The organism is Cellulosimicrobium sp. So1_17 (assembly GCF_055181235.1).
The window spans coordinates 3447132-3463641 of record NZ_CM143702.1 but is presented as its reverse complement, the minus strand read 5'-3'; the positions used below and the strand labels follow the sequence as shown (position 1 = coordinate 3463641).

7 protein-coding genes are annotated in these 16510 nt (G+C 67.7%); all 7 read left to right on the top strand.

The window, feature by feature from the left end:
- Positions 1-185 precede the first annotated feature (185 nt).
- The 7 genes from ACZCLJ_RS15215 (at position 186) to ACZCLJ_RS15185 (ending at position 16085) form a co-directional block, all read left to right on the top strand.
- Complete coding sequence (locus ACZCLJ_RS15215; RefSeq protein ID WP_463104339.1) at positions 186-3227, top strand: SNF2-related protein; 3042 nt, start codon at positions 186-188, stop codon at positions 3225-3227.
- On the top strand, positions 3227-8164 hold the full coding sequence (locus ACZCLJ_RS15210; protein ID WP_463106414.1) for a class I SAM-dependent DNA methyltransferase: 4938 nt from the start codon (positions 3227-3229) through the stop codon (positions 8162-8164). Before ACZCLJ_RS15215 ends, ACZCLJ_RS15210 begins: the two co-directional genes overlap by 1 nt.
- Positions 8164-8868 (top strand): 8-oxoguanine DNA glycosylase OGG fold protein, encoded by a 705-nt coding sequence (locus ACZCLJ_RS15205; protein ID WP_463104338.1) that lies wholly within the window; start codon positions 8164-8166, stop codon positions 8866-8868. Before ACZCLJ_RS15210 ends, ACZCLJ_RS15205 begins: the two co-directional genes overlap by 1 nt.
- A 13-nt stretch (positions 8869-8881) precedes the next feature.
- On the top strand, positions 8882-11125 hold the full coding sequence (locus tag ACZCLJ_RS15200) for a DUF262 domain-containing protein (protein ID WP_463104337.1): 2244 nt from the start codon (positions 8882-8884) through the stop codon (positions 11123-11125).
- Between the two features lie 740 nt (positions 11126-11865).
- Positions 11866-14646, top strand: a complete 2781-nt coding sequence (locus ACZCLJ_RS15195) for a CFI-box-CTERM domain-containing protein (protein WP_463104336.1) — start codon at positions 11866-11868, stop codon at positions 14644-14646.
- Positions 14634-15317, top strand: a complete 684-nt coding sequence (locus ACZCLJ_RS15190) for a vWA domain-containing protein (protein ID WP_463104335.1) — start codon at positions 14634-14636, stop codon at positions 15315-15317. The genes ACZCLJ_RS15195 and ACZCLJ_RS15190 overlap by 13 nt, the downstream gene beginning before the upstream one ends.
- Positions 15318-16085 carry a PP2C family serine/threonine-protein phosphatase gene (locus ACZCLJ_RS15185; RefSeq protein WP_463104334.1) on the top strand — a complete coding sequence of 256 codons (768 nt, stop codon included), beginning with the start codon at positions 15318-15320 and terminating at the stop codon, positions 16083-16085.
- Positions 16086-16510: the final 425 nt, after the last annotated feature.

Below are 16510 nucleotides of genomic sequence, written 5' to 3'. Positions count from 1 at the left end.
TTGCTCTCCGCCGGTTCGCCCCTGTGTCCTGCGATGAAGGAGGGGAAACTTCACCCGCAGGAGGGACATACCGTGCTGAACCACGGATATCCTCGGGGTGGTTCCTGGCTGCCGCAGTGTCGTCGGCCACGAGCGACCGCACCACAGACGGTGCACCGAGACCGAGCGCGACCGAAGGACTGAGCGTGGCAGCACCGACCGAGTCACGGACCACCGATTTCGCCGCCGCTCCAGGTTCGACGGTGGTCGTCCGTGACGAGGAGTGGCTCGTCACGCAGGTGGAGCCGACGACGGACGGTCACTTCGTCCACGTCGTCGGGCTCTCGGAGCTCGTCCGCGACACAGAGGCCATCTTCTCGACGGCGATCGACGACGTCGTGGTCGCGGACCCGGCGGAGACGACCGTCGTGGCGGACGGTTCCCCCCGGTACCGCGAGTCGCGGCTGTGGCTCGAGGCGATGCTGCGCAAGACGCCGGTCCCGATCGCCGAGGACTCGCTCACCACCGCCCACCGCGCCCTCGCGGACCCGCTGCCGTACCAGTTCGCCGCGGTGCGCAAGGCGCTGGACCCGGACAACCTGCGCCCGCGCATCCTGCTGGCCGACGCGGTGGGTCTGGGCAAGACGCTCGAGATCGGCATGATCCTCTCGGAGCTCGCCCGGCGAGGCCGCGGCGAGCGCATCCTCGTCGTCACCCCCAAGCACGTGCTGGAGCAGATGCAGTTCGAGCTGTGGACGCGCTTCGCACTGCCGTTCGTCCGCCTCGACAGCACCGGGATCCAGCGCATCCGTCAGAAGCTGCCGGCGAACCGCAACCCGTTCGCGTACTTCAAGCGGGTCATCATCTCGATCGACACGCTGAAGTCCGACAAGTACGTGGCGCACCTGCGCAAGCACCGGTGGGACGCCGTCGTCATCGACGAGTCGCACAACGTCACGAACTCCTCGACGCAGAACTTCCGCCTCGCGACGATGCTCTCCCGCCAGACCGACGCCATGGTCCTGGCGAGCGCGACCCCGCACAACGGCGACCCGAAGTCGTTCGCCGCGCTGATCCGCATGCTCGAGCCGTCGGCGGTGAAGCCGGACGGCGTCGAGCTCGACGAGAAGCAGGTGGACCGGCTCATCGTGCGCCGCCACCGCCACTCCCCCGAGGTCGCGTCGGTCGTGGGCGCGGACTGGGCGGAGCGCGAGGAGCCGCAGAACACGCTCGTCGAGCCGTCGCCGATCGAGGAGGAGATTGCGGTCGAGCTGGAGCGCACGTGGCTCTGGCCGGCGGGTGGCGCCAGCCCGTACTCAGGCAAGGGTGGCGCGACGCTGTTCCCGTGGACGCTCGCCAAGGCGTTCCTCTCCTCCCCCGCAGCCCTGGAGGAGTCGGTGCGCAAGCGGCTCCGCGTCCTCGAAGGTGGCCGCGAGGAGTCCGACGACGAGGACTCGCTCGTCGCACCCGACAGCGCCGAGCAGGTGCCCGACGGCGACGCGCACCTTCCCGGCATCGGGTCACCCGATCCCGCCTCCCCCGTACGCAGGGCATCGGCGAGCACCGGCTCCCGCGCCGACGAGCGTGCCGCGTTGACGCGCCTGCACGAGCTCGCCGTGCGGTCGAAGTCCGAGCCCTCGGCGAAGTACGGGGCTCTGCTCGCCCACCTGCGCGGCATCGGCGTCCGCAAGGGCGCGGAGACCCGTGCGGTGGTCTTCGCCGAACGCGTGGCCACGCTGGGCTGGCTGCGGGCGAAGCTCGTGAAGGACCTCGGCCTGACCGACGAGAACGTCGTCGTGCTGCACGGTGGCCTGTCCGACGTCGACCAGCAGGAGATCGTCGAGTCGTTCAAGCTGGCGTCCTCCCCCATTCGCGTGCTGGTGACGGGCGACGTTGCGTCCGAGGGCGTGAACCTGCACAGCCACTGCCACCACCTGGTGCACTACGACATCCCGTGGTCGCTGATCCGCATCGAGCAGCGCAACGGCCGCATCGACCGGTACGGCCAGAAGCATCCACCGCAGATCACCACGCTGCTCCTGGACCCGCAGACGACGACCCGGTTCGGCGGCGACATCCGCGTCCTGACGCGCCTGGTGGACCGCGAGCACCACGCGCACACCGCGCTCGGAGACACGGCGTCGCTCATGGGCGAGTACTCGGTCAAAGCCGAAGAGCGCGCGATCGCGGACGTGCTCCGGCAGGCGAAGCCGCTGGAGAGCGTGGTCAAGGAGGTCGAGGAGATCGTCTCCGACGACGGCCCCGCCGGCCTCCTGGCGCGCATGATGAACCTCGGCAGCGCAAGCCCCGCCACCCCGGCGCAGCCACCGACGACCCCGGAGACCGGCGGTCGCACCGGCGTCTACGACGACGAGCTGACGTTCCTGGAGGACGCGCTCACCCAGATCTACACGACGCCCGGCCAGGAGCCGACGAACGGTGTCGCGTGGAAGACGTTCCCGCACCAGTCGATCGCGTCGCTCAAGCCGCCGCGCGACCTGCAGCAGCGCCTGGAGGTCCTGCCGCAGTCGTACCTCGCCGACCGGCACGTCACCGAGACGCTGCGCCTGGCGACGTCGCTCGCGCAGGGCAAGCAGGAGCTGACGAACGCCAAGAGCGCGGAGTCCCGGTCCACCTGGCCGGAGGCGCACTTCCTCGGCCCGCTGCACCCGATCGTCGACTGGGCGTCCGACCGGGCGCTCGCGTCGCTGGGCCGCAACCAGGTGTTCGCCGTGCGCGGCGACGTCGAGGACCTGACAGTCCTGGTGCAAGCCGCGCTGTACAACGCGCGGGGGCAAGTCGTCGCGACGTCGTACCAGACGGTGGCGTTCCCCAACCCGGACAGCCCGTCGTTCGGCCTGGTGACCAAGCACGGGTCCGCGCCCGACGCCGTCGCGCACCTGGGTGTCAGTGTCACCAACACCGGGGCGATCGACGGCGCCGAGTCGTTCCAGCCGTTCGTCCGGCAGGCGGTCCGGTCGGCGGAGGTCGCCGTCGGCGACCAGATCGCGTCGATCGAGGCCGAGACCCAGCAGCGCGTCGAGGCGTGGCTGAGGCGCAGTCAGCACTGGCGCATGGAGGCTTCCGCGCTCATGAGCCGCGAGGCCGCAGCGGCCAAGGCGGGCATCACGAACCACCAGTCGGACATCGACGAGGAGTCGCGCCTGGCGCGCGAGATGGCGCCGCAGCGAACGCTGCTGAGGCCGCTGCTCGTCGTCGTCCCGCACCACATCGAGGAGAACCACTGATGGCCGCGAGCGACGCGATCGTCGTCGGCGAGGACTGGATCAGCGAGCACTACTTCGGCACGGACGGCAAGCAATCGTTCCGCTCGCAGGTGCTGGAGCGCCGCAAGGCGTGGGACGACGCCGCGAAGGAGGGTGAGCAGACGACGCGCGCCCGCTTCATGGGCGCGCGCGCGAACCTGCTGTCCACTCTGGCGGGCCTCGGCGAAGCGGGCGGCCGGTTCGCCGTGCTGCCCGATCTCTACGCCGAGCTGCGCGACGTGCTCGGGTACTCGACGGTCGCGCTGCAGTCCAAGCGCGTCGGGCCGGTCGAGTGGATCCACGCGACCGGCCTGGAGGCCGCCGCGCCCCTCGTGATCGTCGAGGCGGTCGCGGTCAAGGACGTCGAGTCGCTGCTGGTCAAGGGTGACCCCGCCAAGCCGGCCCGCCGCGACCGGACGCTGCTGGAGCCGTACGACGTCGACGAGAAGACCCAGATCCACTCGGTGGCGCGGCTGCTGTCCTACCTGTTCGTGCAGGACGACGCCCCGGAGTTCGCGCTCGTGCTGGCGGGTGGGTGGATGCTCGTCGCGGAGAAGACCCGCTGGGCCGAGGGCCGGTACCTCGCCGTCGACCTCCAGCTCGTGGCCGAGCGCGCGGACGACAAGCGCGGCGGCGAGACGGACACCGCGCTGACGTGCGTCGAGGCGGCGTCGCTCGCCCCGGACCCGGAGGGCAACCTCTGGTGGCCGGGCGTCCTCGACGAGTCGGTGAAGCACACCGTCGGGGTGTCGAAGGACCTGCGCGAGGGTGTGCGGCTGTCCATCGAGATCATCGCCAACGAGGTGGTGCGGCGCCGCGCCGCGCAGGGGCTGGAGCCGCTGCCGCAGGCGGAGGCGCAGGAGCTCGCGCGGCACGCGCTGCGCTACCTCTACCGCATCCTCTTCCTGCTGTTCGCGGAGGCCTCGCCGGAGCTCGGCGTGCTGCCCGTCGGCGACCCGACGTACGAGCAGGGGTACAGCCTCGACCGACTGCGCGAGCTGACGCTCGTGGAGATCGCCGGGCCGCGCTCCGAGCACGGCACGCACCTGTACCAGTCGCTGGGCACGCTGTTCGCGCTCGTCGACGAGGGGCACGACGGCGCTGCGGGCGCCTCACGAGGCGAGCGGGTCGACGGCGAGGTGCAGCGCGTCGACGACGGCGCGGACGGCCTGACGTTCCAGCCGCTCAAGGCCGACCTGTTCCTGCCGAAGGCCACCGCCCACATCGACGCCGTCGGGCTGGGTAACGCGGCTCTGCAGCAGGTGCTGCGGCACCTGCTGCTGAGCAAGGAGTCGAAGGGCAAGGACCGCGGGTTCATCTCGTACGCCGAGCTCGGCATCAACCAGCTCGGAGCCGTGTACGAGGGCCTCATGAGCTACACGGGCTTCTTCGCCACTGAGGACCTGCACGAGGTCGCCAAGGACGGGAACTCCGAGAAGGGCTCGTGGGTGGTCCCGGTCGTGAGGTCCCAGTCCATCGCGGTCAAGGACTTCGTCAAGACGCCGGACCCCGTCACGGGCGAGCTCAAGCCGGTAGTCCACGAGCAGGGCACGTTCGTGTTCCGCCTCGCAGGCCGGGAGCGGCAGCAGTCGGCGTCGTACTACACGCCCGAGGTGCTGACCCGGTTCACGGTGTCGCAGGCGTTGGAGGAGCTGCTCGACCAGGAGGGCCCGGACGGCGTGCATCGGACGACGTCCGCCCGGGAGATCCTCGATCTGACCGTGTGCGAGCCGGCCCTCGGGTCGGGTGCGTTCGCGATCGAGGCGGTGCGCCAGCTCGCCGCCGAGTACCTTAAGCGCGCCCAGGCGGAGCGCGGTGAGTCGATCGACCCGGACAGGTACGCGGCCGAGCTCCAGAAGGTCAAGGCGTACATCGCCCTGCACCAGGTGTACGGGGTCGACCTCAACGCGACCGCGGTCGAGCTCGCGGAGATCTCCCTGTGGCTCGACACCATGGGCGAGGGCCTGAGCGCACCGTGGTTCGGACTGCACCTCAAGCGCGGCAACTCGCTCATCGGGGCCAGGCGCGCGGTGTTCCGCCGCGACCAGGTGACCAAGAAGGACTGGCTCAAAGCGATCCCGCGGGACGTCTCGCTCCTGCCGGGGGCGCCTGAGTCTGGGGGCGGCGCGGAATCAGGGGTCGACGGCGGCATCCACCACTTCCTGCTGCCCGCCGAGGGCTGGGGGTCGGCCGTCGAGGCGAAGGAAGCCAAGGAGCTCGCGCCCGAGGCGCTGGCCCGGCTCAAGGCGTGGCGCAAGAGCGTGCTCGTGCGCCCGACGGCCGCGCAGGCCAAGACGCTCAACGACATCGCGCTGCGCGTCGAGCAGCTCTGGGACATCGCGCTGCGCCGGCTCACGATCGCGGAGTCCGAGATCCGCCGGCAGGTCGACGTCTGGGGTGCCGACGACCTCCCTGCCGGTGGGGCCGTGACCCGCGAGCAGATCGAGGCGAGCCTCGATGACGCGCGCGGCGCGTACCAGCGCCTGCGCCGCATCATGGACGCCTGGTGCGCGCTGTGGTTCTGGCCGCTCACGGACGAGCTGACCACGCGCATCGAGGCGGTGGACACCGAAGGAGCGGGTGCCGAGGTGCCGGACCGCGGGGAGCCCCGTCGGGTTCGGATCGATCCGCCGTCGCTCGGCGAATGGATCGACGCGCTGCAGAAGCTCGTCGGCGTGACCGTCTCGGCAGCGAGCACGGGCTCGGGCAAGCGCTGGCGCGGTGGCGACCAGACGTTCTCCGACGTGGCCGACTGGGACGAGCTCAACACCGCCGAGGAGCTCGACCTGGGCTTCGCGCAGGCGCTCGACCCCGCGAAGGTGCTCGCGGAGCACCCGTGGCTTGACGTTTGCGAGAAGGTCGCCACGCAGCAGGGGTTCTTCCACTGGGAGCTCGACTTCGCTCCGGTGTTCGCGGGCAGGGGTGGGTTCGACCTGCAGGTAGGGAACCCGCCGTGGGTGCGGCCTGACTTCGACGAGGCGTCGGCGCTCGCGGAGTACGAGATCGGGTTCGCGCTGGAGGGCAAACTCGCTACCACGCGGGCGATAGAGCTCCGGGAGCGAACGTTCGCGAACCCCGAGGCGAAGGCCTTCTACCTCGATACGCTCACGTCGACGATCTCGACCCGCGAGGCGGTGTCGAGCACCGCGGAGTATCCGCACCTCGACGGCCTGCGGCCGGACCTCTATCGCTGCTTCATGGAGCAGACGTGGCGGCACAGCTCGGTTGTGGGCTCAATCGGCCTGATTCACCCGGAGACCCACTTCACCGACGAGAAGGCGGGACCGTTGCGTGCTGCGACCTACGAACGGCTGCGTCGGCACTGGCAGTTCATAAACGAGCTAACCTTGTTCGAGGTTCACCACCTCGTAAGCTACGGAGTGCACGTCTACGGCTCCGCGCGTTCGCCAAAGTTCATGCAGGCCGCTTCGCTCTACCACCCGGACACTGCGCTGCGTTCACTTGCACACGACGGTTCGGGTGCGGAGCCCGGACTGAAGGACCCGGACGGCAACTGGGACCTTCGTCCTCACGAAGGGCGCAGGATCGTTGTCGACGACTCGGTTCTTGGTACCTGGCACGCGGTATTGGAAAACGACACGGTTCCAGTACGTCAGAGCCGGATGGTCTATGCAGTGAACCGATCGACGGCCGCCGTGCTCGACAAGATCGCCGCAGCGCCGCGCATCGAATCACTTGGGTTGCAGTTCTCCCAGGGGTGGAACGAGACAACCGACTTCAAGAACGGTTTTTTTGCGAAAGAATGGGGCCCTGCCGATTCATGGGCCAGTGTGATTCTTCAGGGACCCCACCTGCACGTAGCGAATCCTGCCTACAAGACGCCGAACGCAACGATGCTCCACAACCTCGATTGGTCCGCCGTTGACCTGGAGGAGATTGCGCCCGAAACCATTCCCCCTACGTCGTACAAGCCGCGGGGGAGCCGCGCGGCGTACGACGCGGCGTACACGCACTGGACCCGCGAGGTGCGCGAGGCGCTGGACGGTTCCGCCCTCGCCGCCGTGCCCACCGTCGACCCGCAATACGTGCGCAACGTCGAGCATCGCACCGACGCCGACGGCACTCGCATCCGTACGGAATCGGTCTCGGCCCGAGGCTTCTACCGCCTCGCCTGGCGAAACATGGCGAACAACGTCAGTGAGCGCACGACCACGCCAGTCTTGATTCCCCCAGGGCCAGCCCATATCCATGGAGTTTCGTCCATGGCTGCAACTTCGCGAGCAGCTCGTGATCTCGCATTGGCTGCTGCTTTGATGTCGTCTCTGGTGTGCGATTTCTCGGTACGAGTCGCACCGAAGTCCACCATCTCGGCGACTACTGTGTCGCGACTGCCTCTGCCCCGCGGCCCCTTGGATGCCGAACTTCTGCTGCGGGTCCTCCGCCTGAACTGTGTGACCGACGCCTACGCCGGCCTCTGGGCCGACTGCTTCGATCCCGCGTTCACCGACGACTCCTGGACCGGGCTGCCCGAGCGCTCCGGTTTCGTGGACCTCGGCGACGTGGAGCCGGTCTGGACGCCCGAGACGCCGCTACGTCGTGCGGAGGACCGCCGTCAGGCACTCCTGGAGATCGACGCACTGGTCGCCCTGTCCCTGGGCCTCACGGCGGACGAGCTCTGCACGATCTACCGCACGCAGTTCCCGGTGCTCTACGGCTACGACCGCAATCGCGACCACTTCGACGCCAACGGCCGCATCGTGCCCAACAGCGTCCTGACGCTCTGGCGCAAGCGGGGTGGCAACGATGGCCGCTACACGGACGAGGAGCTCAACTCGACCCACCCGGGCAGCGGCGTCGACTACCTCTACGAGCTCCCGTTCGAGACCCTCGACCGCGAGGCCCACATGCGCCAGGCCTACGCCGAGTTCGTGCGCCGCCTCGCCGAGCGGGAGAACTGATGGGAGAGCTCGCGGGTGGACGGACGATCCTTGGCCTGCTGCCGGGGACAGAAAGGCTGCTGAGCCAGGGCTTCAAGTTCCGCCCGGCCTGGTGGACGAGCCGCGTCGACGAGGTGTCCGTGTCCCGATGGCTCGACGATCTCCCTGCGGACCCGGACCGTCGCGGGTACCACCGCATCACCCGGGGCAAGATGCTGGCCATGGCCGACGGAACCGACGGCTGGGAGTCACGCGCCCTGCTCGCCGGTTATGTCTGGGGCACAGGCAACCTGGGATTCCTCGTCGGTCGGCGAGCCCGCACCTTCCGCGACACTGACTCCGCTGATCTGCAGAAGCGGCTCGCGGTGGCTGTTGACGCTCTTGGCGCCGACGGCCCCTCAGCTGCCTACCGCGAGCTGAGCCGTGGCGGTGCGGCATCGATCAAGCACCTGGGACCGGCGTTCTTCACCAAGTTCCTCTACGTCGCTGACGCGGCAAGAGTCGAGCAGCCGGATGGCGCGCTCATCATGGACCAGTTCGTCGTCAAGGCGCTGCACGCACTGCACGACTGGTCTGAGCCGACGTACGGCTGGGCACCCGCCCGCTACCCCGAGTGGCTCGACATTGCGAGCATGGAGGCTGACCTCGCCGCCACCGAGCTCGGCCGCCCGGTCCGACGCGACGAGATCGAGTACGCCTACTTCACCTACGGCAAGACGCTCTGACGAAGGAGTCACCATGAAGGCCGACGCCCTCACCCCGCGGCAGCTGTTCGACGGAAAGATGCACTACGAGATCCCGTCGTTCCAGCGCCCCTACGTGTGGAACGAGGAGGATCAGTGGGCACCGCTGTGGGAGGACATCCTCCGCGTCGCCGTGAGCTACCTGCCGTCGGAGTCCGGTGCAGCCGTCGAACCGGAGCGCCACTTCCTCGGTGCCATCGTCTACGAGTCCCGGCCGCCCGTCGTCGGCGACGTCACACGGCACCTGGTAATCGACGGCCAGCAGCGCACCACCACGCTCCAGCTCGTCATCGACGCCGTGCAGTCGGCCATCGCGGCGCGCGACCACGAGGCCCTCGCCGAGGACCTGGAGGATCTTGCCCTCAACAAGTCCGCAGCATTCCGCGGAAAGCCGGAGCGCTTCAAGCTGTGGCCGTCGCGGCAGGACCGCGCGGCGTTCGAGCAGGCGATGGACGACACCCGCCCGTCCGACGGCGAGCACCGCGTCCTTGAGGCACATCGGTTCTTCCGCCGAGAGGCCGGCACGTGGCTCGAGGGCAAGCCGAACGATGACGGGGCGCTGCCGCCTGGCACCGAGGAGCAGCGGGCGTGGGCACTCACGTCGACACTTCAGGACGGGCTCTACGTCGTCGCGATCAACCTCACCGGCCACGACGACTCCCAGCTCATCTTCGAGACCCTCAACGACCGCGGCACGCCGCTGCTCAAGGCCGACCTCATCAAGAACTGGGTCTACAAGGTCGGCTCCTCCGTCGGTGCCGACGTCGAGGCATGGCCCGAGACGCACTGGGTCGACTTCGACGACACCTGGTGGCGGGCCGAGATCTCCCAGGGTCGTCACACACGCTCCCGCATCGACATCTTCTTGCAGTACTGGCTCACCATGCGGATGCGCGACGAGGTGAAGACCGAGCAAGTCTTCCGCACCTTCACCCAGTACGCGCAGCCCCACATGACCGACGCCGCCGGCGCGGAGGCCTTCCTCAGTGCGATGCGCCGCGACGCGGACACGTACCGCCAGCTCGCCCAGCTCGACCCGACCTCGCCGGAGGGTTCGTTCTACTCCCGGGTCGTCGAGACGATGGAGCTCGCCGCCACCAGTCCCCTTCTCTTGTGGTTCGTCTCGGAGAACCACGACGTCCCCACCGCCCAGGTCGCCGTCGGCCTTAACGCCCTCGAGAGCTGGGTCATCCGGCGGACGCTCGTGCGCGCCACCATGAAGGGCGTCAACCAGCTCATGGTGGCGATCCTCAAGGTCGTGGCCGACGCCCCGGTCGAGACCGCCGGTGACGCCGTCCGCGCCTACCTGGCTCGCCAGTCAGCCGACGCACGGTACTGGCCGACGGACGAGGAGATGCTCGCCGTCCTGCCCGGTCTGCGCCTCTACGGCAACATCCGACAGTCACGCATCGCCGAGGTGCTGTGGGCCGTCGAGACGAGCCTGCGCACCAAGTTCAACGAGAACCTCCCCCAGCCGCCGAAGCTCCAGGTGGAGCACGTGATGCCGCAGGGCTGGCGTACGCACTGGGACACCGAGCCGCCCCTCGGCATCGAGGAGGCTGCCGCACGCGACCAGCTCGTGAACACCCTGGGCAACCTGACGCTCGTCACGCAGCCTCTCAACGGCTCGCTGTCGCACCGCCCGTGGACCGACACCGAGGCAACCGGCATGAAGATCGGCGGGATGGCAGGACGCGGCAAGCGCGGGCTCCTGGAGGAGTTCGCCCTGCTGGTCCTCACGAAGCACATCGTCGCTCAGCACCCGGACGCATGGACTGAGGAGGACATCCGCGCCCGGTCCACGTCCCTCACCAAGGCGATCTGCGCCTCCTGGCCCGGACCTCCGCCCGTCGAGCCCGCGGCCGAGGACCAGGAAGTGCCCGGCGAGGTCATCACCGAGAGCTCCGAATCCGCCACGCTGACCGAGATGCCCTGGACCGAGACGGAGCTCACCGACCTCGCGGGCCGATGCGCCCCCACCACCCTCTCCGTCCTCGACTTCGTCGCCACCGAGCGCGCGGGCGATCTGTTACGAGGCGGCGACTTCGCCTCACTCGACCTGACCTCGGCACAGATCGCCGGCGTCTCCGGCGCGCTCTCGCGGATGGTGTACTCGCGCTACCAGCGCTCGAACCCGCCGCTCGGTTTCGTCAACGTCGCCGGACAGTGGCACTACCGCATGGAAGCCGCCGATGCGGAGCTGTGGAGGAAGATCCGCGACCTCCCCCCGGTCGGCTGAAAGGCACCGCCTTCCCCCACGAGCCCGACAAGGCGCGCGACGGGACGTGCTCTTGGATCTACGGCCGCCACTGGGTGCCGGGTCCTGAATGCAGGAGCGGGTGAAATCGCACCGGACGAGGATGCCCCCAGGTCGGCGTCTTGTAGATTCAGCGCATCATTCGTGGACGGCGCTGAGCACGTCGCGGGAGTCAAGGGGAGACATGGCACGCCGGTCGGGCTCGAGCAGCTGGTCGCGGCCCGCGACCGGTCGACAGATCGCCACACTGAAGGCGCACGGGAACTACGACGGTAAGTACTATTCGGTTGGCCGGGCGAGCCAGACGATCGGCCGGTCGACGCGCGGAGCGTCAAGCGCCGGGGCTCCCGCTCGTAGCTCGTGGGGCAGCGGCCCGAGCCCTCGCCCCTCCTCATCGCGACTGCTGGCCGATCTTCTGCAGGTTCCGGAGCATCTCGACGAGATCGTTCGTGCTGCCCAAGGACCGGCCCCCGCCAATCAGGGCCGTGATACAGACCGCACACCGGTCGAATCCGTCGCACTGACGATCACCCCGGATGAATCCATACCCGACGAGCCGCGCATCCGTTTCGAGGCGGAGATCGTGAGAAACACGGAGCACACGGGACCCGTGACACTCCAGGTCCGATTCATGAGCAACGTTCGGTTCGCGGACCAACCGGTGACACGACCGGAGATCCACCAGCCCTCCGCTCAGAACTTTGTGTCCGGTGTGGAGTTCGATGTCTAGCACCACCGAGGCAACGCTCATCGACCCGGTCGAGCTCGTGAGTTCGGAGTCGCGACTCTTCATCGACACCAACGTCTTCATGGACACAGACCCCCGACGCGACGGCGGCGTGAAGGGCCTTTTCGAGCGCATCGCTCGACCGATCCGCCAGCTCGACCGACCCGTGATCGTTCCGACGAAGGTCGTCGATGAGCTGGCGGTGAAGAGCCGCAGCAACACGACGCAGCTCAGTGAGGATGGACTCGCCGCGAGCGGGAAAGCCGCGAACGCCCTCGTCTTCCTTCGCTCGGCGGAGGCTGCGGGCCTCGTCCGCAACGACCTCGGAGACGGGACCAACCCGTACGCCGACGACCTGTTCGTCAGCTTGTTCGAGACGTACTCGGCAAAGTACGCGATGTTCCTGATTACGAACGATGTGACGCTCCTCCTGCGGATCAACCTCCTTGGACAGCAGAGCGCACACCCCGTCCTGGCCGGAAGCCTGACCCGCGAAGGTCTGCTGGAATGCGACGATCCCCAGTCGCTCCACGACCGGGGAGTGCGGAAGCTCCGCCGGCTGACCACCCGGCTGGAGGCCGGCCTGGGGAAGAGGCCGGACCACCTCGAGGTCGCGTCTCTGCAGTCGGTGCTCACCGAGTACGCCGAAGCGTTTGGCATCGTCACCGCAGGTCGGCCCCAGCCGCGCGAGCGCTCTGCGGTCGGCCAACTTGACGTCAAAGACCTCGCTCGGCCCGAGGGGCATCGGGCGTTCATCGAAGACGCCGCCTTCAAGGGCGCCGACGACATCCTGAGCGTGCGCGAGATCCCGGGCGAAGGAGATCAGGTACTGGCGGCGTCTCCGGACGGCACTACGACGCACACTCTGCTCACCAAGATCGGCCAGGGCGGCGAGGGCTGCGTCTACGCCGTCTCCGATACTCAGGTCATCAAGATCCTCGACAGCGAGCACGTCACGCGCCATCGCGAAGAGAAGATCAAGCTGCTCGTCTCACGACGGTTCGACGAGCCCGGCATCTGCTTCCCTCAGGCGTCCGTCACCAACCTTCATGGCGAATTTGTCGGATACCTCATGCCCAGGGCGAGTGGGCGAGAGTTCTCCAAGGCGCTCTTCAATCCGCGACGCTTCCGCAAGGAGTACCCCGCCTGGACAAAGCTGGAACTTGTCGACGTCGCGATCTCGTTCCTGGAAAAGGTGGCCTATCTGCATTCGCAGAACATCATCCTCGGCGACATCAACCCCAAGAACCTCCTGGTCGACGCGAACAAGGACGTCTGGATCATTGACGCCGACTCGTGGCAGCTCGAGGGATACCCATGCCCGGTCGGAACGGAGATGTTCAGCGCGCCATCGGTGATCGGCCGGCGCTACCCAGACTTTGTCCGCACGATGGAGGACGAGCGCTTCGCCGTTGCAACCATGCTGTTCATGATCCTGATCACGGGCCAGTTCCCATACGCCCGGTCCGGTTCGGACGGCGACATCGTCAGACTCATCAAGGAGGGCAACTTTGCCTTCCAGTACAAGGAGAACTCGAAGCAGGACCAACCGGCAGGGAACTGGCGGTTCATGTGGAGCCACCTGCAGGTCGGTCTCAAGGGACTGTTCTGGAACACCTTCCATCGCGACGGCGACCGCTATCACAACCGCCCGACCGACCAGGAGTGGCTCTCCGCCTTCCGCACGTACCGGAGGCACCTCGTCAGCCCCGCGAACTTCGACCCGATGTCGAACGACGTCTACCCCACCCGTTTCAAGGCGATGTCGCCGGACACGCCCTTGTACGAGTGCTCCGGGTGCGCCGCATCGATGGCTGGCATCTGGAGCGACACGACGAAGTCGTACGCGACGCCGCCGCACTGCCCCAAGTGCAGGTCCAATCTGCCCAGGTGCGTTGACTGCCGGCGTCACAGGTCGTCGCTCAAGGACGGGCGATGCTACGAGTGCAACCGGAAGCTGAACTTCAGCGCGTGCGCGGGATGCGGGCAAGAAACGTCGGTGCGGTCCCTCAGGGACGGGCGTTGCTACAACTGCAATCAGGGCTCCTGCACGGCGTGTGGCCGTACCGTCCCTGAGCGATATCTCGTCGATGGCTCATGTGGACAGTGCCAATCCGTCAGTTGCAACGACTGTGGCGCCCGGGTCCAGAAGGCAGCCCTCTCCTACGGCCGCTGTGCGAAGTGTCGAGCGTCGAACGATGCACTGCGGGCTGAGCGACAGAGGCGGAGGCAGACGGTCGACCCGAGCCGCCTCTGCGGACGCTGCAAGAGGCCGTTCATCACGTACGGCAACGTCGAGTGGCACGAACGCAATCACAGGCCCGTCCCGACATCTCACAAGCGGGATGACACCGCGTGCGCGCCCACCTCGTCGCGCCCGAGCGGCGGTTCGAAGGGCGCCGCGTCGAAGCGCCCGGCGAGCACCGGCTCAACGCAGAAGTCTGACGGGTGCTTCGTCGCGACCGCGGTCTACGGCTCGTACGACTGCCCCGAAGTCAGGGTCCTGAGGCGCTGGCGGGACATGCGTCTCCGGACAACCGGCGCCGGACGGCTGTTCATCCGCTGTTACTACGCGGTGAGCCCGAACCTCGTGGCTTTCCTGGGCGACAAGCGGTGGTTCGCCGTACCCGTTCGGCGCGTGCTGAACCCGGTCGTGACCTTGCTCATGACGTCAGGGATCAACAACGACCCTTATCAGGACCCTGACCCCACCAAGTCGGACGGCTTGCCGTCCGCCGGCAAGCCGACGAACGGAGCTCCCACGTGGCACAGCTGAGCATCGATACCGAGGACCTGATCGAGAACCCGACACCTCGCGTGCCGGTCGCCATCTGCATCGACACGAGCGGCTCGATGTCCGGAGATCCGATCCGTGAGCTCGTGGCCGGCGTCAACCAGTTCTACGACACGATCGACGAGGACGACGACGCCCACGACGCCGCTGAGGTCTGCATCGTCGAGTTCAACTCGGGGGCGAAGGTCATCCAGGAGTTCGCGAGCGTCGAGCGGCTGCAACGGATCACCAGCATCGCACCGACCGGCCTCACGTACATGGGCGAGGGCGTCAACCTCGCGCTCGACACTCTGGACGCTCGCAAGAAGCTCTATTCAGACAACGGCGTTCTGTACTACCAGCCGTGGCTCGTCCTCATGACCGACGGAGGCCCGAACGGTGACCGCGCCGAGCTCGAACGAGCGGTCCAGCGCGTCTCCGACCTCGTGGAGAACAAGAAGCTCACCGTGTTCTCGATCGGCATCGGCTCGGGAGCCGACATGGACGTCCTCGCTCGGTTCAGCCCGAGCCGCCCTCCGCTCCGGCTCCAGGGGCTGAGCTTCAAGGAGTTCTTCGAGTGGCTCTCGAAGTCCGTGGCGCGCGTGTCCCAGTCGAGCCCCGGCGACAAGGTCAAGCTGGACCTCGCAGGTCTCGCCGGCTGGGCGGAGCTGTAATTGTTCAAGGAGTTCCACCACCAGGTACGGGGTCGGGGACACGCCGTAGACGGGACCGTGTGCCAGGACCGCACCCAGTACCTGTCTCGCCGAGGTGTTCAGGCGATCTGCCTGGCCGACGGGGCCGGAACGGCCAGCCACTCGGAGTTCGGAGCGCAAACGATCACCGACGCCGGCTGCGGGCTCCTCGTCGACAGCTTCCCCGATCTCGTCACGAACGACGACGCACCTGCTGTCAGGAGCATGATCGTTCAACACCTTCTCGGTGCGCTCGCGCGAACCGCTGACCGACGTGGCTGCCAGGTCAAGGATCTGGCAGCCACCTTCCTTGCGGTCGCGGTGTCCGATACGCAATTCGTCGCCATGCACATCGGCGACGGTGTGATCGGATTCGTCAAGGATGGCGAGCTTCGCGTGATCTCCGCGCCCGACAACGCGGAGTTCGCGAACCAGACCACGTTTGTCACCACGAGTCGGGCAGCCACGCGCATGAACCTCTACCGTGGGGCGCTCGAGGGGATCACCGGCTTTGTCCTCATGAGCGACGGCACCGAAGCGAGCCTGTATGATCCGCGCTCTGGCAGGCTAGCGAAGGCCTGCGCGAAGTTCATCGAAGTCGTCGGTCAGGCCTCCAGTGCTCAGGTTCGGAACCCTGCCCACAAGAAGCAGCTGCGGAAGGTGGTCAACACCACGATCCGGGGCAGAACAAGGGATGACTGCTCGCTCGCGATCCTCAGTCGGCCGGCATCCCCGCCCAGCGCCATCTGAGATGCATGGCCGCCGAGCGTCCCACGTGGCCACACCCGTCACTGCAAGTTCGGCTGAACGTCGTCGTCGGGCCCAGGGTCAGGGGCGGCCACGTTTCGTCGCGGCACCGGCCGCTCGTCGCCCACCGGCAGCCCAGCGCTGCCAGCGTCGTCTGAACCTCGAAGGCCGTCACGTGCCTGCTAGCGTCTTTCAAGCGCGCGTAACTGCCCTTGTCTCGCCTTTGCTTGGTGATGGCACGACCATGCACCAGCTCCGTCACGTATGTGCCGCGGAGATCGACGAGTAGACCCGCGACATCCACCTCGTTGAGGCAAACATCGGACACCTTCCCTCGCCACCACGCAGCGGTACGTGGCGATCGACGACAGTAAGACGTGCGACGCGGCCACCGCTCGAGCGCGGCAATGGGATCGCGGCCGACTGGC